Below are 21133 nucleotides of genomic sequence, written 5' to 3' on the forward strand. Positions count from 1 at the left end.
CAGATGCGCATTGAAGCCTGGACGGATGCGGAGGAAGCCGCTGCCATCTCGGCAAGCAGCCGCCTCCTCATTCTGTGTCCGTGTGAATACCTAGTGCAACCAGTAGGCGCCACACATCGGTGGATGGATCACGCTGGAGAACTGGGCACTCCGAGGCATGCCCGGAGCGGGCCGCCCATTGCTGGGGGGACTGCGGCTTGGCATGGTGATCGACCTGCTCAGCCTTCGCATGAGCAGGCTTGCATCGTCCATGGGAGCAGGAAGCGATCAAGCTTCGGGCGTGCGCCACCGCCTTGTCCTCCCTTCCTTTCAAGGCGTCGCGCCGTGCACCCTTGATGCTCTTGTCGTTCCTCTTGTCGTAATTTTTGAAGGCGTCCGCGCCCTTCGCCTGCCGCAGCTTCTCGATCACGAGCTTGCTGCCACCACCCTGTTCCCCGCCGAATGCCTGGAAGTGCAGCAGTAGCCACAGGTCGAATGACGGATGCGAGAACGCGACTTCGACCCTGGACTCTGCTGCGTGCTTGACCGCCTGCGGGATGTCATCCCACTGGTCGCGGTCGAAGAGTGCCCATGCCTCGTCCTCGCCGGCAGCCGTCCGTGCGGCTTCGACGACCCGGGAAGGCATCAGCCCGTTCCTGCGATATACCGGCTGGATCCGGAAACGCTGCCTACCCTGGCCGTCGCCGTCCCCGAACTGCTCGTTCAGATACTGAAGATAGTCCGGTTCTGTGGATTCACCCTCGCAGGCCACGTACAGCACCCGTACCTCTCGAGAATGCAGCCCGGACCTTGGCGCCAGCGGACGTTCGTCTTCCAGGCGCCCGCGTCTTCTCCGTCTTCCTTGTTCCTGCTCTCTTCTCAACCGCCTGCTCACGCCGTCGCCCTCGTCCCGTGCCAGGACAGTTCACGGACGATCTCTCCTGCGGTCACGCGTGGCACGCCACCGTAACGACCACGTAGATAGCCACGTTCGAGGTTCTCCTCCTTACGCGGCTTGGCTTCTGTCAGCGGATAGAGTTCGGTCTCTCCTGAGCGCCGCTTCACTGTGATCCACACCTGATCGCGTTTGAGCGGGCGGTCAAGTACCTCACTGCCCAGCAAGGTCGCATCGTGCGTGGTAAACAGCAGTTGCGCGCCACGCGGATTAGATGCGGGATCTTGGAAGACGCGTACGACCTCGGCCGCGAGCGTGGGGTGCAGGCTCGAATCCAACTCGTCCACCAGCAGCACCGATCCCTGGTCCAGCACGGTGAGCATGGGTCCCAGAAACGCGAACCAAGCGTGAGTACCTAGAGACTCTTCCGTGCGGAAGTCCAGCGGGAATTCTCCACCGTCCGGTGTACGGTGCCAAAGCCTGATTTCACCAGTTTCAGGATCCGTGTCAAGCCGGGTAACTCCCAAGTCAGCCGATTGCAGCATCTGCACGATCCGCTGAGGGTAACCCGCACGATCTGGGCGCGTCAGGAGTTGCCTGGTCCAGTCCACCCGTGCGCTGAGGTCTCGTCCCGGTGTCACCAACCACAGGTTGTTGAGGAACCACCGGTGTATCGCTGACAACTGGGGATCGTTGAGAGTCGCACCAACGGACAAGAAGAGAGCATTCGGACGGGTCAGTCTCACTAGGGCTTCCCGTTCTCCTTTGAACCCCTCTCCCCTGAAGATGAATTCTCCGCCTTCCGATTCAGGACGCTCCGCCTCTCGATCAAACCAGACATTGCGGCGGCCATACGGATATGCATGCAGCCACTCCGCCTCCACCCGCTCATCCGACAGTTCGAAGCCATAGGTGAAGCGGACAGGATCCCGGCCTAGTGCAAGGTCCACTTCGAACAGGGTCGTCGCCTCACGGGACGCCGGATCGAGCTTGAAGGGCTGGCGGGGAACCACCTCCGGCACCTTGGCCCAGTCCGCGAAGGAGTCTCGCACCGCGTCACGCATGAGCCGGAATCCACTGAGCAGATTGGACTTCCCCGACGCGTTGGCTCCGAATACGCCCAGTACGGGCTGCGCCGAGACGTCTCGCCCCCGGTGCTTGAGACCAGTCCTGCGTCCCGCACCCTCATCGAATTCGGTCGCGATCAGAGACAGCTCATGCTCGTCACGGATGGACCGATGGTTGGCCACCCTAAAACGGATCAGCACCGTAGACCTCCTACTGAGACAGGCTCTGCGCCCGGTTATCTGCGGTCTGGTGCACAGAGCCTGCATGGAACAGCCTATGACGCCCTTTCGAAGGATGCCAGCATAGGGCCGGATCGGCCGTGAGCCGCCCTGATCCTGGGGCCGGTCAGGTGCGTAGGAACTCCAGCAGGTCGGCGTTGAAGCGCTCCTTCTGTCCCGGGACGAGGGCGATGCCGTGGGAGCCGCCCTCGTACACCTTGTACGAGCAGTTCTCGATGAGTTGTGAGGACTTGTCGCCGGACGCCGCGATCGGCACGATCTGGTCGTCGTCTCCGTGCACGACCAGCGTCGGGATGTCGAACTGCCTGAGGTCCTCGGTGAAGTCGGTCGAGGAGAAGGCGTCCACGCAGAGCACCCCCGCCTGGATGTTCTCGGCCATGCCCATCAGCCAGAAGGCGTCCTTGTTGCCCTGCGTCACCGTGTTGCCCGGCCGGTTGGCGCCGAAGAAGCTCTCCGCGCTGTCACGCCAGAACTGCGAGCGCTCGGCGAGGATACCGGCCTTGAGCTGGTCGAACACCTCCTGCGGCGTCCCCTCGGGGTTGGCGTCGGTCTTGAGCATCAGCGGCGGGATCGCCGACAGCAGCACCGCCTTGCGCAGGCGGGACGTGCCGTGCCTGCCGACGTAACGGGCCAGCTCGCCGCCGCCCATCGAGTGGGCCACGAGCGTGACGCCGGTGAGGTCGAGTGCGGTGATGAGGTCGTTCAGGTCGTCGGCGAAGGTGTCGAAGTCGTAGCCGTCCCACGTCTGGCTGGAGCGGCCGTGCCCGCGCCGGTCGTGCGCGATCGCCCGGAAGCCGTTGTCGGCCACCAGCTTGAGCTGGTCGTGCCAGGCGTCGGCGTTGAGCGGCCAGCCGTGCGAGAAGACGACCGGCGGGCCGCTGCCCCAGTCGTAGAAGAAGATCTGCGTGCCGTCGCGTGTGGCCACGTAGGGCATGGCGCCTCCCCGTCGGTGATCGCGTCGATGCGTGCCGGTGCGCGTGCTCCCGCATACGGGAGCACCCCACCCGCGAACGAGCCATACCGCAGTTCGCCGTCGGGTAACGCCAAGCCCGGACCAACGGGTCTTTGCCGGAGAAAAGCGCCTAGATGGCGACGCCCGGCTGCATGAGGCGGCGGGCGGCCTCGGTGATGGAGCCCGACATCGAGGGGTAGACCGCGAACGTGTGCGCCAGCTGGTCGACGGTGAGCCGCTGCTGCACCGCCACCGACACCGCCAGGATCAGCTCGGACGCGCCCGGCGCCACCACCACCCCGCCCAGCACGATCGCCGTGTGCGGGCGGCAGAACAGCTTGACGAACCCGTCGTTGAAGCCCTGCATCTTGGCCCGCGCGTTGGTGGCGAGCGGCAGCTTGACCACGTTGGCCTCGACCTCGCCCGCCTCGATCGCCCGCTGCGCGACCCCGACCGCCGCGATCTCCGGGTCGGTGAAGATGTTGGAGGCCACGGTAGACAACCGCAGCGGCTGCACGGCCTCGCCGAGCGCGTGCCAGACCGCGATGCGGCCCTGCATGGCGGCGACGGAGGCCAGCATGAGCACGCCCGTGCAGTCGCCGGCCGCGTAGACGCCCGGCGCGGACGTGCGGGAGACCTTGTCGACCTTGACGAAGCCGCCCGCGTCGAGCTGGACCCCGGCCTCCTCCAGGCCGATGCCGGAGGTGTTGGGCACCATGCCGACGGTCATCAGCGCGTGCGAGCCCTCGGCCGTGCGGCCGTCCTCCAGCGTCACCACCACGCCGTCGTCGGTACGCTTGACGGAGGCGGCGCGCGAGCGGCCCATGACGTTCATGCCGCGCCGGCGGTAGACCTCTTCCAGCACCTCGGCGCCGTCGGCGTCCTCGTTGGGCATCATCCGGTCGCGGCTGGAGACCAGCGTGACCTCCGCCCCCAGCGAGCGGTAGGCGCCGGCGAACTCCGCGCCCGTCACGCCGGAGCCGATCACGATCAGGTGCTCGGGCAGCTCCTTCAGGTCGTAGAGCTGACGCCAGGTGAGGATGCGCTCGCCGTCGGGCTCGGCGCCCGGCAGCACGCGCGGGGTCGCGCCGGTGGCCACGAGCACGACGTCGGCCTGGATCGTACGGTCGCCCGCGCGCACCACCCGCGGGTCGACCAGTCGCCCGCGGGCCTTGACGATCTCGACGCCCTCGGCCTCCACCCGCGTGGCGATGTCGGCGGACTGCGCCTGCGCCAGCTCCTTGACGCGCCGGTTGACCTGCGGCAGGTCGACGCCCACCACGCCCGCGTCACCGTCGGGGCCACCGGTGAACGACACCCCCAGCGAAGGAGCGTCGAGCAGCGCCTGCTTGCGGACCGAGGTCGCGATCAGCGTCTTGGACGGCACACAGTCGGTCAGCACGCAGGCGCCGCCGGGACCGTGCTCCTCGACCAGGGTGACCTGCGCGTCTAGCTGCGCGGCGACGAGCGCTGCCTCGTAACCGCCTGGTCCGCCACCGATGATCGCGATCCTTGTCACGTCCCCATTGTCCCGTACGCGGTGGGGCGGGCGGCAACCGGGCCACGCCACCTGAACCGGATGGATCGGCTGCGGCGACCGGCGTGGCAGTATGGCGCGGTAGCTGGATGGCGAAGCAGCACCCGGCGAGAGGGGTGGATCGTGGCGTGGCTTTCGAATCCTTCGGGCAAGTCCAATGACCTCAGGCTCTATGCCGCCTACGGCACCAATATGGACCCGGAGCAGATGGCCATGCGTGCCCCCCACTCCCCCATCTGGGGAGTCGGCTGGCTGCCAGGCTGGCGCCTGACGTTCGGCGGGATGGACCTCGCCTGGGAGGGCGCCGTCGCCACGATCGTCGAAGACCCCGACGAGCACGTGTTCGTCGTGCTCTACGACGTGCCCGAGTGGGAGGAGACCTCCCTCGACCAGTGGGAGGGCGCGGTCCGCGGGCGCTACCACAAGGTGCGCCTGCGGGTGCAGACCCTCGACGGCGAGGTCGTGGCCTGGTTCTACGTGCTCGACGGCTACGAGGGTGGACTGCCGTCGGCGCGCTATCTCGGCAGCCTGGCCGAGGCGGCCGAGCGGGCGGGCGCCCCTGACGACTACGTCAAGGAGCTGCGGGAGCGCCCCTGCACCTCGATCGGCGGTTAGCGCAGCGGCTGGTCCTTGGTCTCCGGCAGCACGAAGATGTAGACCAGCGTCGAGATGAGCGCCAGTCCCGACATGTACCACGGGAAGAGCCCCGGGTTGCCCGCCTCCTGCATCGTGGTGCCGATCAGCGGGGCGGTGCCGCCGAAGAGCGCCACGGTCAGCGAGTAGGGGAAGCCCGCGCCTGCCGCGCGCACCCGGGTGGGGAAGAGCTCCGAGTTCACCGCCGCCGAGATCGAGGTGAAGCAGCCCAGGAAGACCATGCCGATGAGCTGCACGGTCAGCAGGCTGCCGTACGAGTCGGTCAGCAGGCTCAGCAGCGGCACGGGCAGCAGCACGAACCCCAGCCCGAACGTGATCAGCATCGGCCTGCGCCCGATCCGGTCCGACAACATGCCGAGCAGCGGCTGCAGGATCATGAAGAAGACCAGCGAGATCGTGCCGATCTGCAGCGAGTTCGCCTCGTCGAAGTCCACGGTGATCTGCGCGTACGTCGGCAGGAACGTCGTCCAGGTGTAATAGGCGACGGTGCCGGCGATCGTGATGCCCACGATGGTGGCGGCCGACCTCGGGTGCAGTCTGAGGAACTCGAACATCTTCTGCCGTTCGGCCTTGCCCTGGCGCACCTCCTCCACCACGGCCGAGGTCTCGTCGGCGCCCCTGCGGATCCACAGGCCCACGAGGCTGAGCACGGCGCCCACGAAGAACGGGATGCGCCAGCCCCACGCGTCCATGTCGGCCTCGATCAGCGTGGTGGCCAGCACCGCCGCGAGTCCTGAGGCGAGCAGCTGACCGATGGTGGTGCTGACGTACTGGAAGCTGGAGAACAGGCCGCGGCGGCGGGGCGGGGCCGACTCCACGAGGAACGTGGTCGCGGCGGCGAACTCCCCGCCCACCGACAGGCCCTGGATGAGACGGGCCACGACGAGGATGATCGGCGCCAGCACGCCGACGGCCGCGTAGGTGGGGGTCAGGCCCACGAGCAGGGAGCCGACGCCCATCAGCACGATCGTGCCCGTCATCGCGAGCTTGCGCCCGTACCTGTCGGCGAACGCGCCGACCAGCAGGCCGCCCAGCGGGCGCATGAAGAAGCCGACGGCGAACACCGCGAACGAGCTCAGCAGCGGGACGAGACTGTTGTCCGCGCTCTCGGGGAAGATCTGACGGGAGAAGTAGATCGCGAGGAAGCTGTAGGCGTACCAGTCGTACCACTCGACGACGTTGCCGATGCTGGCCGCCGTCAGCTGGCGGACGCGGCTTCTGGGGATGCCGAGTGGTGACTGCTGGCTGGGGGAAGTCGCCACGGATGGCTCCTTTGCTGAACAGTGCGGTGATGGCCTACTGTGCATGGGACGACCGAAACAGTCAATTACCTGGGAATTTATTTACATACCCGACATTGAGATGGTTGTAGGTGGATGTTCTCGACCGGCGTCTGGTCGCCGCGCTGCAGGTCAGCCCGCGCGCCTCGTGGGGCGAGCTCGGCAGGGCCGTCGGCGAGCACGAACGTACGGTCGCCCGTCGCCTCCAGCGGCTCGTCTCCGAGGGCATCGTCCGGATCACCGCCATCTACGACGACCTGCGCACCGGGCACGGCCGTCCCGTCCACCTCCACGTACAGGTGCGGCCCGGCACCGCGGGCAAGGTCGCGCGGGCCCTGGCCGAACGGCCCGACACGCGCTCGGTCTACTCGCTGACCGGCGCCGCCGACCTCGGCAGCGAGCTGGTCTCCCCGTCGCGAGAAGACCTGCACCACATCGTCTCCGCCCAGATCAGCGACATCGACGGCGTCGTACAGACCCAGACCCAGGTCGTCCTCCACACCTTCACGACCGTCGCGGAGTGGCACGCCCCCTACCTCACCAAGCGGGAGGTCGCCCAGCTCCGGCCCCCGCCGCCACCCGAGTGCCTGCCCGACGAGGACGGCCTGTCGCCGCTGGAGGAGGAGATCGCCCAGTTGCTCACCCTCGACGGCAGAATCGCCTTCACCGCGGTCGCCGAGCGGCTCGACATCTCCGTACCCACCGCCCGCCGGCGCGTCACCTCACTGCTGGAGCGGCGGCTGCTGCGGCCGCGGGCCGAGGCCGAGCCCGCGCTGCTCGGCCTGGAGGTCGAGGCCATGCTCTGGCTGAAGGTACGCCCCCACGGGCTCGACCAGGTGGGCCGCCGGCTCGCCGCGCACGAGAGCGTACGGTACTGCGCCGCCACCACAGGCACCCATTCCCTCGTCGTGCAGGTGGTGGCGGCCCACGAGGCCGACCTCTACCGTTTCCTGACCGGCGTCGTCGGCAGGCACGACGAGATCACCGACATCGACCTCACCCTCATCACCCGCGCGCACAAGCGCGGCCACCTGCACAAGTCCGGACTGCTCACGCTGGATCACCGTTGGGAGAAAACGCCATGACACCTGCCGAGAAGGAAGTCGCCGACCTCTGCGTGGAGCTGATCCGCGTCGACAGCAGCAACTACGGGGACGGCAGCGGGCCCGGCGAACGCGCCGCGGCCGAGGTCGTCATGGCCAGGCTGGCCGAGGTCGGGATCGAGTCCACCTACGTCGAGAGCGAGCCGGGCCGCGGCAACGTCGTCACCCGCGTCGAGGGCGCCGACCCGTCCCTGCCCGCCCTGCTCGTCCACGGACACCTGGACGTGGTGCCGGCCAACGCCGCCGACTGGTCGGTGGACCCGTTCGCGGGCGAGGTGCGGGACGGTTACATCTGGGGCCGCGGCGCGGTCGACATGAAGGACATGGACGCGATGATGCTGGCGGTGCTGCGCCAGATGAAGCGCGAGGGCCGCAGGCCGCGCCGCGACATCGTCTTCGCCTGGCTGGCCGACGAGGAGGCCGGCGGCGTGTACGGCGCCAAACACCTCACCGCCAACCACGCCGAGCTCTTCGAAGGGGTCACCGAGTCGATCAGCGAGGTCGGCGGCTACTCCCTGGAGATCGACCCGTCGCTGCGGCTCTACCTCATCGAGACCGCCCAGAAGGGGCTGGCCTGGATGAAGCTGACCGCCGACGGCACCGCGGGCCACGGCTCCATGCTCAACGACGACAACGCCGTCACCGAGGTCGCCAGGGCGGTGGCCAGGATCGGCGAGCACGACTGGCCGCTCACCTACACGCCCACGGTCCGGCGTTTCCTCACCGAGGTCGCCGACGCCTACGGCATCCCGTTCGACGAGAACGACCCGCAGCCGGTCCTGGACAGGATCGGGCCGCTGGTGCGTTTCGTCGGCGCGACGCTGCGCCACACCACCAACCCGACCCAGCTCGACGCCGGATACAAGTCGAACGTCATCCCCGGCCAGGCCACGGCCGTGGTCGACGGGCGGTTCCTGCCGGGCTTCGAGGACGAGTTCTTCAAGACCGTCGACTCGCTGCTCGGGCCGAAGGTGCGGCGCGACTTCGTGCACCACGACATCGCGCTGGAGACGACGTTCGACGGCGCGCTGGTCGAGTCGATGATCGCGGCGCTGAAGGCCGAGGACCCGGCGGCGCGGGCGATCCCGTACTGCATGTCGGGCGGCACCGACAACAAGACCTTCTTCGCCGACCTGGGCGTGCGCGGCTTCGGGTTCGTGCCGCTGCGGCTGCCGGCGGACATGGACTTCGCGTCGATGTTCCACGGCGTGGACGAGCGGGTGCCGGTGGACGCGCTGCACTTCGGCGTGCGGGTTCTGGACCGGTTCCTCCTAAACTACTGAAACGTGAGTGAAGACCCGTACACCCTGGCCGGCGAGGCCGCCGCGGCGCTGCGCGCCGCCACCGGCCTCGACACCTTCGACGTGGCGCTCGTCATGGGCTCGGGGTGGGTGCCCGCCGCCGACGCGATCGGCGAGACGGTGAGCGAGGTTCCGTTCACCGGCCTGCCGGGGTTCCGCGCTCCCGCCGTGGCCGGGCACGGAGGCAGGATCCGTGCCGTACGCACCTCCGCGGGGCGGCACGCGCTCGTGTTCCTCGGGCGTACGCACCTCTACGAAGGGCTGGGGGTCGACGCGGTGACGCACGGCGTGCGTACGGCCGCCGCTGCCGGGGTCCGCACTGTCGTGCTGACCAACGCGGCGGGCGGGCTGCGCCCCGAGACGCAGAACGTCGGCGACCCCGTCCTGATCAGCGACCACATCAACCTGACCGGGTCCAGCCCGATCACCGGCACCACGTTCCTCGACCTCACCGAGGTCTACTCCCGCCGCCTGCGCGAGCTGGTCCGCGAGATCGACCCGGCCCTGGCGGAGGGCGTCTACATCGCCTTCCGCGGGCCCACGTACGAAACGCCCGCGGAGATCCGCATGTGCCGCACGCTGGGCGGCGACCTGGTCGGCATGTCGACCGTGCTGGAGGCCGTCGCCGCCCGCGAGGCCGGGCTGGAGGTGCTCGGCATCTCCCTGGTCACCAACCCGGGCGCGGGCCTGTCCGGCGAGCCGCTCGACCATGAGGAGGTCCTGGAGGTCGGCAGGGCCACGGCGGCCCGCATGGGCGTGCTGCTGGCCAAGGTGGTGGACCGCCTGTGAGCGTGCTGCGGGAGGCACGCGAGTGGCTCTCCCAGGATCCCGACCCCGACACCCGGGCCGAGCTCACCCGCCTCATCGAGGAGGACGACCTGGCCGCGCTGGAGGACCGCTTCGGCGCCCGGCTGGAATTCGGCACGGCGGGTCTGCGCGGCGAGCTCGGCGCCGGCCCCAACCGGATGAACCGCGTCACCGTCATGCGCGCCGCCTCCGGCCTGGCCACGGTGCTCGGGCCCGGCAAGCACGTCGTCATCGGCTACGACGCGCGGCACAAGTCCGACGTGTTCGCCCGCGACACGGCCGCCGTGCTGACGGGCGCCGGGGTGCACGCCTCGCTCCTGCCCTCCACCCTGCCCACGCCCGTGCTGGCCTTCGCCGTACGCCACCTCGGCGCGGACGCGGGCGTGGCGGTCACCGCCAGTCACAATCCGCCGCGCGACAACGGCTACAAGGTCTACTGGGCCGACGGCTCCCAGATCGTGCCGCCGATCGACCGTGAGATCTCGGCCGCCATCGACGCCGTGGGCCGCGTCGACCAGCTGCTGATCGACGGCCCCGGCACCCTGACGGAGCTGGGCGAAGGCATCATCGACGACTATCTCGCCGCGGTGAAGTCGCTGCCGCTGGGCGAGGCCCGTGACCTGAAGGTGGCCTACACGCCGCTGCACGGGGTGGGCGCGGCCACGCTGACGGGCGCGTTCCTGGCCGCCGGGTTCGCCTCGCCGCTGGTGGTCGAGGAACAACGCGACCCCGATCCCGACTTCCCCACGGTGCCCTTCCCCAACCCGGAGGAACCGGGAGCGATGGACCTGGCCGTGGCCCTGGCCGCCAAGGTGGGCGCGGACCTGGTCCTGGCCAGCGACCCCGACGCCGACCGGTGTGCGGTGGGCGTGCCGCTGCCCGGCGGCGGCTGCCGCATGCTGACCGGTGACGAGGTCGGGGGCCTGCTGGCCGAGCACGTCATCACGCACACCACCGGCGACCGCATGGTGGCCACCACCATCGTCTCCTCGACGCTGCTCGGCAGGATCGCGCGGGCGCACGGCGTGCGCTACGGCGAGACGCTGACCGGCTTCAAATGGATCATCAAGGCGGGTCCCGGGCTGGTCTTCGGCTACGAGGAGGCCCTCGGCTACAGCGTCGGTTCCGACGCCGGCCTCCCGGTCAGGGACAAGGACGGCATCGGGGCGGCGCTGGCGGTGGCGGGCATCGCGGCGACCGCCAAGCGCGCCGGGCGTACGCTGCTGGACCTGCTCGACGACCAGGCCCGGCGCTACGGGCTGCACGCCACGGAGCAGCTCTCCTTCCGGGTGTCCGACCTGTCGCTGATCGACGGCGCCATGGCGCGGCTGCGCGCCGCCCCGCCGACGACGCTCGGAGGGCGCGCGGTGTCGCGGGCGGACGACCTGTCCAGGGGCATCGGCGACCTGCCGCCGACCGACGGGCTGCGCTACACGCTGGCGGGGGACGCCCGCGTGGTGGTGCGTCCCTCGGGCACGGAGCCCAAGCTCAAGTGTTACCTGGAGGTGGTCGTGCCGGTTGCGGGCGAGGTGACCGAGGCGCGCGCCGGAGCGGCCCGCGAGCTCGACCTGCTGAAGACGGAACTCACCGCCCTGCTCGACCTCTGAGGATCGTTACTCTCCGTTATTCCAGCGGAACGTACGGTGATATTCCAGCGGGTCCGCAACACGCCGACGCGGGCCCGCCATAAATTTTACTCAGGCCACCCGCAGGCCCTGGTGACACACCTCGGAGAATGGCATCGCATTTCCGTTCTCATTCGCTCTCCATTTCTCGCCGATAAATCCCGGCACGTCACGCGTACATCATCACCGGCGGTAGATGTAAAACGCCGGTTATCCTGTCGCGCCCTACGGAGAATGACACGATGAAGGCCCTCTCCCGCTCAGCCGCAAAATCCCCTCATACCTCCCCATAGCGCTTCATCCCACCCGAAGCCATCAATTATTCTCAGTTCACACGCAAACCCGTCCCACACACCGCACAATCGAGTCATTTCACCGCCACAGCGGGCCCCGGTAGCGGGGACATTCGGCCGTTTCACCTGTACAATTGCAGTCATGACCTTGGGTCCGAGCTTGTGGACGCAAGGCCGAGAAGGGGCACGGCGGCCCGCCTCGACGCGAGCAGGCCCTGCCCCCTCCTCTGATTCCGGATGATTGTCCGCTGACTCCAGGTGGGCGCCGGAAAACCGTTGGAAGAAGAGGTCTCCTGGGCAAACGGGAGACCTCTTCGTCTTTCTCCCGAACGCACGGAGACAAATGCAGAAGGCTCGTTCACGCCCCGGTCACCTAGCGTGAGCACGAGCCGTCATGCCATGCTTGCCGCACTACGAGGAGCTCTCGCTCTCCTGTTTGCCCAGGAGTCGAGAAACACGAGCGCCTCATAGTCCCGGCGCCGAAAAGCGGTCGCATTCCGTGTCGCGCTTCGACGCATCACCTGGAGTCACGACCAAACACTGACATATCCGGATTCAAGGAGGTCGCGATGGCGACATCGCCCGCACGTTCCCGCAGCAGCCGCCGCCCACAGGCCCCCGCCCCCGTTCAGCCGTCCGGCGGGACCGCGTCCTGGGCGATCGCATTCATGAGCGCGCTGGCCACCTACCCGGTCTTCGTGGAGATGCTGCTTCCCCAGGGCTACAGCCTGTGGGTGGCCGTGGCCGTCGCGTCCGCGGCCTGCCTGGGCGCGGGCCGGGCCACGCAGATGATGTCGTCCGGCCCGGCCCGCCAGGGCGCGGCCGGCGCCGTGCTCACCCCTTCGTTCATCGCACGGGTGGCGACGCTGGTCATCCGGGCCGCCGTCACACCGCGCCTCCAGGACAACGACCCGCCGGACACAACGCCATAGCCGTTCTGGGGCGCTCAGGCAAGGCCCGCCCGTGGTTGAACCACTGGTGAACCATCCACAGGTGGATGCACCAACGTCGGTGGTCTCATCCGTGAGACCACCGACCCGCTCTGGGCCACAATATGCCCACCTTGATACCAATAGCTGCGTTAGTCTCATCGTTGAAACTAACCGGAGGAACGGTGGAACCCTTCATCGGCAGGCGACGAGAGCTGGCTGCCCTCGCGCGTGCGCTCGAAAAGACGAATCGCCGTCACTTCGATCGGCCCGGACGCGCACTCCTGATGAGAGGACGCCGCCGGGTCGGAAAATCCAGGCTGGCGGAGGAGTTCATCCGGCAGGCGCAGGTGCCTCACCTGTACTACACGGCGACGGGGCAGACGCTCCGTGAAGAACTCCACATCTTCACGGACGAGGCGTCATCGTCGAACCTCCCCGCCGCTTCCGTCTTCGATGTCGAGCACCCCGAATCGTGGCACGACGCGCTTTCCCTCCTGGCACGCGCCCTGCCCGAACACTCCCCTAGCATCGTGGTCATCGATGAGCTCCCCTACCTTGTCAAGGCAGATCCCACGCTGGAGAGCGTGCTGCAGAAGCTCTTCGACAGGGAGTTCTCGAGACTGCCGGTCCTGCTTCTCCTCATCGGCTCGGATCTGTCGATGATGGAGGCCATCAACACCTATGGCCGCCCCTTCTACCAGCGGGCCGCCGACTTCATCGTGGGCCCCCTCACACCGTACGACGTCGGACAGGCTCTTGATCTGCCCCCTGAGGCGGCGTTCGACGCACACCTGGTTTCAGGCGGGTTGCCGATGATCTGTGAGGAGTGGCCCAAGGGCGCCCCACTCTGGGCATATCTGGAGCAGGCACTCCACGACCCGCTGTCGGCTCTGGTCGTCAGCGGCGAGCGGGCCCTCGCCGCCGAATTTCCACCAGAAGCGCATGCCCGCCAGACCCTGAACGCCATCGGGTCGGGCCAGCGCACACACTCCAACATCGCGGCCGCCACCCAGGGGATTTCGCGCGCGACGATGAACCGCGCACTTCAGCTTCTGCTCGAGAAGCGCATGATCGCTGTGGACCGGCCCTTGTCGACGCGCCCCTCACGAGAGTCGCGCTACCGCGTCATCGACTCTCACTTGCGCTTCTGGATTCCCTTCATCGCCAACCGCCTGACGGACATCGAACGCGGCCGGGGAGACAAGGTCCTGGAGCGGATCCGCAGCTCTTGGACATCATGGCGCGGAGTCGCCGTCGAGCCCCTGATCCAGGAGTCGCTTCGCCGTATGGACGGCCTGCCCGAGGCGACGGGAGCGATCGGAGGCTTCTGGACCAGGACCAACGATCCGGAGATCGACATCGTCGGCGCAGACCGGGAGCCGGTCGCTAAGCAGATCACGATGGTCGGGTCCGTCAAATGGCTGGAGAACCGCCCGTTCGATCATCATGACCTGAGCGAGCTCATCGTCCACCGGTCCAAGATGCCCGGAGCCGACTCCTCCACGCCGCTCTACGCCGTCTCCCGCAGCGGCTGCGAGGTGGAGGGCGTCACGCACATCACCGCTGAACACCTGGTCGACGCCTGGCGATGAGCACGGATGGTCTCAGCGATGAGACCAACGCCGAATCAGGTCCGCAAGAAACCGGGGTTGAGACCAACGGATCGGGTTGGTCTCAACCATGAGACCTGGTCAGACGATGCGGAACTGCAGGTCAGTGTCCCAGTTGTGCATGTCCGGCTCGGCTCTCGGGTCGGTCCGGAAGAGTTCGAGGCGGCAGCCCCAGTGCTCCGTCCCGTCCTTCTCCGTGATGTCCCAGGCCAGCCCCTGCTCAGCGCCCCACTGCAGCAGCGCCTCGATGACGCCGAAGAGCTGGTCGGGGTGGCCGTGGTGCGACTCGGTGGCGTAGCGGCCCGCGGGCAGGGAGGCGGCGAAGATGTCGCCCTCGCCCTCCACCGGCCCGCCCACCGGCACGCCCACCGGCACGCCCGCCTGCACCACCAGCCGGTCCTCCGGCAGGTTGATGGCCTCGTACCTGAGGAAAGGCGCACCCGCGGGAGCGTGGCCTCGGTCGGCGAGCCAGCCGACCATCTCACCGATCCGGTCGGCGACCAGGCCGAAAGTGGTCATGGTGATGGTCCCGCGCACCCCGACGTAGGGCCGCTCGGGGAATTCGACGATCTGTGGCATGTTCTGTTCCTCCTTCATCAGCGTGTACGGAGCGGCGCCGCGAAACTCATCGGCAGGCCGAAGAACGGGAACAGGCCGGGATCCAGGAAGGTGGCCTCGCCGGCGATGCGGCCGCCGGCGACGTCGAGAACCACCAGGGCGAACGGCTCGCCGTACAGGTACTGGCCGAAGGCCGGGGAGCCGTTGGCTCTGACCGGCAGCAGGCGGGAGCCCTGGCACGGGGCTTGGCCGCTCGCGGCGGCCGCGGTCAGGACCGTGTGGATGTGCTCGCGCCCGCGCAACCACCACGCGAACGGCGGCATCTCCGACGTCGCGTCCTCGTGCAGCAGCGACACCAGCGCGGCCACGTCGTACCGCTCGAACGCCGACACATAGCGGGTCAGCAGGCTCTCGTCCACCGTCTCGTCGGCCTGCCCGGCCGGGTCGAGCACCTTGGCGTCCGGGACGGGCTGGATCCAGCGGCCGTGCGGGAGCGGCTCGCCCAGGGCGTCGCCGGGGGTGGCGGCGGGCCCCAGGTCCATGGCGCGGGCGCGGCGCTGCGAGCCTCTCAGCATGTCGAGGCAGACGTTGGTGGCCAGGTGGAACAGCCACGTGCGCAGCGTGCCCCGAGCCGGATCGTAGGTCTGCCAGGCTCTGACGAACGTCTCCTGCACCGCGTCCTCAGCCTCGAAGCCCGAGCCGAGCATGCGGTAGCAGTAGCCGGTCAGCGCCACCCGGTGGTGTTCGAGCTCGACGTCGGTCATCCGGCCGGCGTCACCTCGATCTGGAGCTCCGTCACCCATTCGTCCGGGTTCTCCGGGCAGTGCAGGGAGACCTCCCTGGCCAGCGCGCGCGAACGGTAGCCGTGCTCCTCGATCCAGTGGGCCAGGGTCTGGAACGTCTTCCCCACCTCCTCCATCGACCCGTGGTGGATGATCGTGGCCGCCGTCTCGATAGCCGGCAGGTCGAGGACCTGGAAGTCGTGGTGGCCGGGCGCCGCGGACACCGGCAGGCAGGCGTGGACCATGACGGAGCCGTCGTCCCGCTCCTCGTAGTAGGCGACCCCCGGGCCCACGACCTTGACCGCGGCCTCTTCCACGCGGCGGCAGATCTCGGCGAAGAGAGGCTGGATGACCGGGCCGATGTCCTCTCCCTCGTAGCTGGCCGCCCTGGCGCTGAGCTCGGCGACCCTGATCGGGGCGACGCGCTTCAGCACGACCTCCGCGCTTTCCATGTAGCCCTCCGTCTCGATGGTCCGCAGGCGTGCCTCGACGCTGCGCAGCCTGGCCAGGTCGGTGTTGATCCGGGCTTCGAGCTGGGCGCGGCGCATGCGTACCATGCCGTGCAGCTCCTCCGTGCTGACCTTGTCGTCGAGGATGGCCCTGACCTGCTCCAGGGTGAAGCCGAGGTCCTTGACCGCGACGATGCGGTTGAGCCGGGACAACTGCGCGGCCTGGTAGGAGCGGTAGCCGCTGACCGGGTCGACGTGCGCGGGGCGCAGCAGACCGATCGCGTCGTAGTGCCGCAACATGCGTACGGACACCAGCCCCAGCCTGGCGAACTCTCCGATGCTGAACATGACGTCTCCGGTTTAGGGCCTCACACGGTGTCAGAGTCAACTATGGCGATTTTTCGAGAGTTGGGGTAGCGTCCGAAACGACCGAACGTTCGGTAGGAACCATGATCACAGACCTCACCGACCCCGGCACGGACGCGCACGAGCGGATCAGAACGGCGGCGGTGCTGCTGTTCGCCCGGCAGGGTTACGCCGCGACGAGCATCAGGGACCTCGGCCGGGCCGTCAACATGACCAACGCCGGGATCTACCACCACGTGGGAAGCAAGGAGGCGCTGCTCGCCGATCTCATGCGCGTCGCCCAGCAGGGCCTGAACAGCGCCACGGAACGCATGCTCGCCACGGCCGGCGGCCCCTCCGACCGGCTGGCCCTGCTGATCGGCTCGCTCACCGCCGTCCACGCCTGCGCTCCCCTGACCACCAGCGTCATGGACGGCGAACTGCGCTCGCTCACGCCGGGCTCGGCCGCCCGCGACGAGATCATCGTCCTGCGCGACGCGTACGAGGCCCACTGGAAGCGCACGCTGGCCGACGGCGTGGCGGAGGGCACGTTCCGAGTCGCCGACCAGAAGCTGACCCGTCTCGCCCTGATGTCCATGTGCACCGGCACCAGCGAGTGGTATCGCCCCGACGGGGACTCCACGCTGGAGCAGGTGTGCGCCGAGTTCGTCACGATCGGCCTGGCCGCCGTACGCGCCCCCGTCCAGGTCACTACAAGTCCTGACTTCTCCCTGCTGCCCGACCTTCCGTGGGAGCCACCGGATGTACAGCACGATCCCCGACCTGATGAGGCACGCCGCTAGAACGTACGGCACGCGCGAGTTCCTCCGTTTCCCCGACACCTCGTTGACCTTCGACGCCGCGGACGCGCGGTCGGACCGCCTGGCCGCCGCCCTGACCGACCTGGGCGTGCGTCCGGGCGACCGGGTGGCCATCATGCTGGACAACGTGCCGGAATGGCCGCTGAGCTGGCTCGCGGTCCTGAAGGCCGGGGCGATCGCCGTCCCGGTGAACGTGCGCTACCAGGCGGCCGACCTCGCGCACGTGCTCGACGACTCGGGCGCGGTGCTGACGCTGACCACGGACGATCACGCCGTGATCAACCCGGGCCCGTGCCACGACCCCGGGAGGCTGATCCGGCAGGCGGGCGACCAGCCGGCCAAGGTGACCGTCAAAGCCGACGATGTCGCGAATTTTCAGTACACGTCGGGGACCACGGGCTTCCCCAAAGCCTGCATGCTCACCCACGACTACTGGCTCAGAACCGCCCAGATCGTCGCCGAACAGGCCCGCCTCCGCGACGACGACGTCATGATCATCGCGCAGGCGTACTCGTACATGGACCCCCAGTGGCTCACCGTGCTCTGCCTCACCGGCGGCATCCCGCTCGTCGTGCTCCCCCGCTTCTCCGCCTCCGGCTTCTGGAAGTCGGCCGGGGAACACGGCGCGACGCTCACGTACGTACTCGGCACCATGCCCCTGCTGCTGCACAAACAGCCGCCGCACCCGCGCGAGCGCCACCACCGCATGCGGCTCGTGCTCTGCTCGGGCATCCCGCCCGAACTGCACCGGACGTTCGAGGCGCGGTGGGGCGCACCGTGGCGCGAGTTGTACGGCTCCACGGAGAGCGGCCCCGACCTGGTGGCGCACATAGACGCGGACGACACGGTCGGCACCGGCGCCATGGGCGTCGCGCCGCCCGGCAAGGAGGTCAGGCTCGACGACAACGGCGAGATCCTGGTCAGGGGCGTGCCCATGATGCGGGGCTACTGGAACCACCCCGAGGCGACCGCCCAGGCTTTCAGGGACGGCTGGTACCACACCGGCGACCTGGGTTTCCGCGACGACCACGGCTACCTCCACCACGCCGGCCGGCTGAAGGACATGGTGCGCAGGGGCGGGGAGAACATCTCCTGCGCCGAGGTCGAACGTGTGCTCGCCCAGCACCCGGCCGTCCTCCAGGCGGCCCTCGTGCCCGTCCCCGACGACCTGTGGGGCGAGCTGCCCAAGGCGTTCCTCCAGCTCCGGCCCGGTCACGACCCCGACGCCCGCACCGCCATGGACGTGATCGAACACGCCCGTGACCGGCTGGCCCGCTTCAAGCTCCCGGCGTACGTGGAGTTCGTCGAGTCGTTCACGCTCACCCCGTCGGCCCGCATCGAGAAACGCCACCTGCTCCGCCCGGAACGCGACCAGCGCGCCGCCCCCGCCATCCCCGTCGGCAAGGAGAAATCATGATCGACGTGACCGAACGCGACGAGGTGGCTCTGATCACCCTCGCCCGCCCCGCCAAGCTGAACGCCCTCACCGCCGGCATGCGCAGGGACCTCGCGGCGGCCGTACGCGACCACGGCGACGGCAAGGGCGCCAGGGGCATCGTGGTCACCGGCACCGGCCGGGCCTTCTCCGCCGGAGAGGACATCCACCAGGCCGCCGGCCGTTCCCTGGTCGACGAGGTGGCCTCGTTCCACGACATGACCAGGGCCGTGCTGGAGACGCGCGTACCGGTCGTGGCGGCGGTCAACGGCCTGGCCGTCGGCGGGGCCGCCGAGTGGACGCTGTGCTTCGACACCCGCATCGGCACCCCGTCGGCCGAGTATTTCCTGCCCGAGAACCACATCGGCCTGTCGGTCTCGAACGCCACCAGCTACCTGCTCCCCCGCCTCGTGGGCGCTCGGGCGCTGCGGCTGGTGCTCGGCTCGGCCCGCATGGGCGCGCAGGACGCCCTGGCCGCGGGCCTGCTGGACGAGATCGCCGACCCGGAGGCGCTGCTGGAAACGGCGATCGCCCGTGTGCGCCACTGGACCGCGCCGGGCACGGCCACCACCGTGCACCTCGGGCTGCTGAGGCCGTCGAGACACGAGGTCGAGCGGGCCTTCGAGGCGGAGACGGAGGCGGCCAGGCTCGTGGAGGAGTCGGGCATCGCCCAGGCGGGCATGGCGGCGTTCATCAACCGCAGCCGCGGCCGAGACGCCCCCGGATAGGACAGAACAGCTAGACGACGATCGCCGCGACCACCAGGGCGACAGCGGCCACCAGCACGGCGATGGAGTCGTAGGACCAGGAGATCCGGGCCGGCGCCGCCTGCTCGTCGCGGCGCCTGGCCGCCTCGGCGCGCTCGCGGATCTGGTCGCCCACCCAGTCGGCGTGGGTCTTGCCCGCGAACGCCTCGACCGCCGCCTGCTCCGACCTGGAGAGCGTCGGCTCGGTGTTGAACCGCCCGCGCTGCTGCCTGGGCGCCCCGCGCCGCTGCGCCTTGGCCCGCTCTCTGGCGCTGCTCATGGGTGTCCACAACCGCAGCACCCGCTCGTCGCCGTGGTGCACGTTGATGGAGTGGGAGACCGTGACGTCGTCGATCGAGGCCCACGGCAGGACCGTCGTGCGGAACGGGTTGCGCCCCACCAGCCCCTCTTCGGTGAACACGGTGGCGGGCCGCAGCGCGACCGAGTAGACCAGCGCCGTCAGCACCGCGAGCACGGCCAGCGCCACCAGCGACGCCTTGCCGGTGTAGTGGGCGATGAGGTCCCACACGTTGAACGCGACGAAGGCCAGCCACACCCACGCCAGCGCGAACGCGGTCTTGGAACGGTAGGACTCTTTCACGACTGCCACTTGATCTGTGCGAACCCGGGTTTGATGACGCCGTTGATCAGTGCCAGGCGCTCGTCGAACGGGATGAACGCCGACTTCATCGCGTTGACCGTGAACCACTGCAGGTCGTCCCAGCCGTAGCCGAACGTCTCGACCAGCTTGTGGAACTCCTGCGACACGCTCGTCGAGCTCATCAGCCGGTTGTCGGTGTTGACCGTGACCCGGAAGTGCAGCCGCCGCAGCAGCCCGATGGGGTGCTCGGCGATCGACGCGGCGGCGCCGGTCTGCAGGTTGGAGGTCGGGCACATCTCCAGCGGGATGCGCTTGTCGCGTACGTAGGCAGCCAGCCGCCCGAGCTTGGCGCTCTGGTCGCCGGCCACGGTGATGTCGTCGATGATGCGTACGCCGTGGCCGAGCCGGTCGGCGCCGCACCACTGGATGGCCTGCCAGATCGAGGGCAGCCCGAACGCCTCGCCCGCGTGGATGGTGAAGTGGGCGTTCTCCCGCTGCAGGTATTCGAACGCGTCGAGGTGCCGCGTGGGCGGGTAGCCGGCCTCGGCGCCCGCGATGTCGAAGCCCACGACGCCCACGTCGCGGTAGCGCACGGCCAGCTCGGCGATCTCCATGGAGCGCGCCTGGTGCCGCATGGCCGTCAGCAGCGTGCCGACGCGGATGTCACGCCCTTCTGAGCCCTGCCTGAACCCGTCGAGCACCGCCTCCACCACCTGGTCGAGGCTCAGCCCTCTGGAGGTGTGCTGCTCGGGCGCGAAACGCACTTCGGCGTAGACCACCCCGTCGGCGTCCAGATCCTGGGCGCACTCGGAGGCTACCCGCGTGAGCGACTCGCGCGTCTGCATGACCCCGACCGTGTGGTCGAACGTCTCGAGGTAGCGCTCCAGCGAGCCAGAGTCGGACGCCTCCTCGAACCACTGACGCAGGTTGTCGGGATCGGTGGTGGGCAGCCGGCCGTAGTCGGTCTCCCGGGCCAGCTCGACGATCGTCTCGGCGCGGAGCCCGCCGTCGAGGTGATCGTGCAGCAACACCTTGGGAGCCCGCCGGATCTGGTCAAGCGTGGGACTCATCACGCCATGATACGAGCACTGCCCGGTTTTCGGGTTACGGCTCAGTCGCGG

20 protein-coding genes are annotated in these 21133 nt (G+C 68.8%); 10 read left to right on the top strand and 10 right to left on the bottom strand.

Features of this window, described 5'->3' with window-relative positions; all coding sequences use genetic code 11:
* Positions 1 to 67: 67 nt before the first annotated feature.
* The 4 genes from E1267_RS04340 to E1267_RS04355 all read right to left on the bottom strand — a co-directional run bounded on the left by E1267_RS04340 (position 68) and on the right by E1267_RS04355 (position 4652).
* Positions 68 to 760 carry an RloB family protein gene (locus E1267_RS04340; RefSeq protein ID WP_165959456.1) on the bottom strand — a complete coding sequence of 231 codons (693 nt, stop codon included), beginning with the start codon at positions 758 to 760 and terminating at the stop codon, positions 68 to 70.
* Positions 761 to 870: 110 nt separating this feature from the next.
* On the bottom strand, positions 871 to 2142 hold the full coding sequence (locus tag E1267_RS04345) for an AAA family ATPase (protein ID WP_132329993.1): 1272 nt from the start codon (positions 2140 to 2142) through the stop codon (positions 871 to 873).
* A 145-nt stretch (positions 2143 to 2287) separates the two neighbouring features.
* A complete protein-coding gene (locus tag E1267_RS04350; protein WP_132329995.1) occupies positions 2288 to 3115 on the bottom strand; it encodes an alpha/beta fold hydrolase in 828 nt (275 codons plus the stop codon).
* Positions 3116 to 3263: 148 nt separating this feature from the next.
* The gene (locus E1267_RS04355; RefSeq protein WP_132329997.1) at positions 3264 to 4652 is read right to left on the bottom strand and encodes an NAD(P)H-quinone dehydrogenase; all 1389 of its coding nucleotides are present in this window, start codon (positions 4650 to 4652) and stop codon (positions 3264 to 3266) included.
* Positions 4653 to 4793: 141 nt separating this feature from the next.
* Between E1267_RS04355 and E1267_RS04360 the strand changes: the two genes are divergently transcribed.
* On the top strand, positions 4794 to 5285 hold the full coding sequence (locus E1267_RS04360; RefSeq protein ID WP_281283588.1) for a gamma-glutamylcyclotransferase family protein: 492 nt from the start codon (positions 4794 to 4796) through the stop codon (positions 5283 to 5285).
* Here the strand turns inward: E1267_RS04360 and E1267_RS04365 are convergent.
* Positions 5282 to 6586, bottom strand: coding sequence for an MFS transporter (locus E1267_RS04365; RefSeq protein ID WP_246063449.1), 1305 nt, complete (start codon positions 6584 to 6586; stop codon positions 5282 to 5284). The genes E1267_RS04360 and E1267_RS04365 overlap by 4 nt on opposite strands.
* Positions 6587 to 6696: 110 nt before the next feature.
* On the opposite strand from E1267_RS04365, the gene E1267_RS04370 reads away from it, so the two are divergent.
* From E1267_RS04370 to E1267_RS04395, 6 genes are all read left to right on the top strand, one after another.
* Entirely contained in the window at positions 6697 to 7689 is a 993-nt protein-coding gene (locus E1267_RS04370) for an Lrp/AsnC family transcriptional regulator (protein WP_132330001.1), read from the top strand.
* Positions 7686 to 8990, top strand: a complete 1305-nt coding sequence (locus E1267_RS04375) for a M20/M25/M40 family metallo-hydrolase (RefSeq protein ID WP_132330003.1) — start codon at positions 7686 to 7688, stop codon at positions 8988 to 8990. The genes E1267_RS04370 and E1267_RS04375 overlap by 4 nt, the downstream gene beginning before the upstream one ends.
* Before the next feature lie 3 nt (positions 8991 to 8993).
* Entirely contained in the window at positions 8994 to 9797 is an 804-nt protein-coding gene (locus E1267_RS04380; protein ID WP_132330005.1) for a purine-nucleoside phosphorylase, read from the top strand.
* Positions 9794 to 11422, top strand: coding sequence for a phospho-sugar mutase (locus E1267_RS04385; RefSeq protein ID WP_132330007.1), 1629 nt, complete (start codon positions 9794 to 9796; stop codon positions 11420 to 11422). The genes E1267_RS04380 and E1267_RS04385 overlap by 4 nt, the downstream gene beginning before the upstream one ends.
* Before the next feature lie 880 nt (positions 11423 to 12302).
* Entirely contained in the window at positions 12303 to 12665 is a 363-nt protein-coding gene (locus E1267_RS04390) for a hypothetical protein (protein WP_132330009.1), read from the top strand.
* A 182-nt stretch (positions 12666 to 12847) separates the two neighbouring features.
* A complete protein-coding gene (locus E1267_RS04395; protein WP_246063452.1) occupies positions 12848 to 14257 on the top strand; it encodes an ATP-binding protein in 1410 nt (469 codons plus the stop codon).
* Between the two features lie 99 nt (positions 14258 to 14356).
* Here E1267_RS04395 and E1267_RS04400 read toward each other — a convergent pair whose 3' ends face one another.
* Genes E1267_RS04400 through E1267_RS04410 form a run of 3 tightly spaced genes read right to left on the bottom strand, consistent with a single transcriptional unit; the run spans position 14357 to position 16412 of the window.
* Positions 14357 to 14854 carry a GyrI-like domain-containing protein gene (locus E1267_RS04400; protein WP_220449340.1) on the bottom strand — a complete coding sequence of 166 codons (498 nt, stop codon included), beginning with the start codon at positions 14852 to 14854 and terminating at the stop codon, positions 14357 to 14359.
* A gap of 17 nt (positions 14855 to 14871) precedes the next feature.
* On the bottom strand, positions 14872 to 15597 hold the full coding sequence (locus tag E1267_RS04405) for a sigma factor (protein WP_132330014.1): 726 nt from the start codon (positions 15595 to 15597) through the stop codon (positions 14872 to 14874).
* On the bottom strand, positions 15594 to 16412 hold the full coding sequence (locus tag E1267_RS04410) for a MerR family transcriptional regulator (protein WP_132330016.1): 819 nt from the start codon (positions 16410 to 16412) through the stop codon (positions 15594 to 15596). The genes E1267_RS04405 and E1267_RS04410 overlap by 4 nt, the downstream gene beginning before the upstream one ends.
* Before the next feature lie 101 nt (positions 16413 to 16513).
* Here E1267_RS04410 and E1267_RS04415 point away from each other — a divergent pair, with 101 nt between their 5' ends.
* Genes E1267_RS04415 through E1267_RS04425 form a run of 3 tightly spaced genes read left to right on the top strand, consistent with a single transcriptional unit; the run spans position 16514 to position 19393 of the window.
* Complete coding sequence (locus E1267_RS04415) at positions 16514 to 17212, top strand: TetR/AcrR family transcriptional regulator (protein WP_132330018.1); 699 nt, start codon at positions 16514 to 16516, stop codon at positions 17210 to 17212.
* The gene (locus E1267_RS04420) at positions 17172 to 18647 is read left to right on the top strand and encodes a class I adenylate-forming enzyme family protein (RefSeq protein ID WP_246063453.1); all 1476 of its coding nucleotides are present in this window, start codon (positions 17172 to 17174) and stop codon (positions 18645 to 18647) included. The genes E1267_RS04415 and E1267_RS04420 overlap by 41 nt, the downstream gene beginning before the upstream one ends.
* Positions 18644 to 19393, top strand: a complete 750-nt coding sequence (locus tag E1267_RS04425) for an enoyl-CoA hydratase/isomerase family protein (protein ID WP_132330020.1) — start codon at positions 18644 to 18646, stop codon at positions 19391 to 19393. Before E1267_RS04420 ends, E1267_RS04425 begins: the two co-directional genes overlap by 4 nt.
* Before the next feature lie 10 nt (positions 19394 to 19403).
* Here E1267_RS04425 and E1267_RS04430 read toward each other — a convergent pair whose 3' ends face one another.
* A complete protein-coding gene (locus E1267_RS04430; protein WP_132330022.1) occupies positions 19404 to 20012 on the bottom strand; it encodes a PH domain-containing protein in 609 nt (202 codons plus the stop codon).
* Positions 20009 to 21082 (bottom strand): adenosine deaminase, encoded by a 1074-nt coding sequence (locus tag E1267_RS04435; RefSeq protein ID WP_132330024.1) that lies wholly within the window; start codon positions 21080 to 21082, stop codon positions 20009 to 20011. The genes E1267_RS04430 and E1267_RS04435 overlap by 4 nt, the downstream gene beginning before the upstream one ends.
* Between the last annotated feature and the right edge of the window lie 51 nt (positions 21083 to 21133).

Origin of the sequence: Nonomuraea longispora, assembly GCF_004348345.1 — a bacterium.
GTDB classification, from domain to species: domain Bacteria; phylum Actinomycetota; class Actinomycetes; order Streptosporangiales; family Streptosporangiaceae; genus Nonomuraea; species Nonomuraea longispora.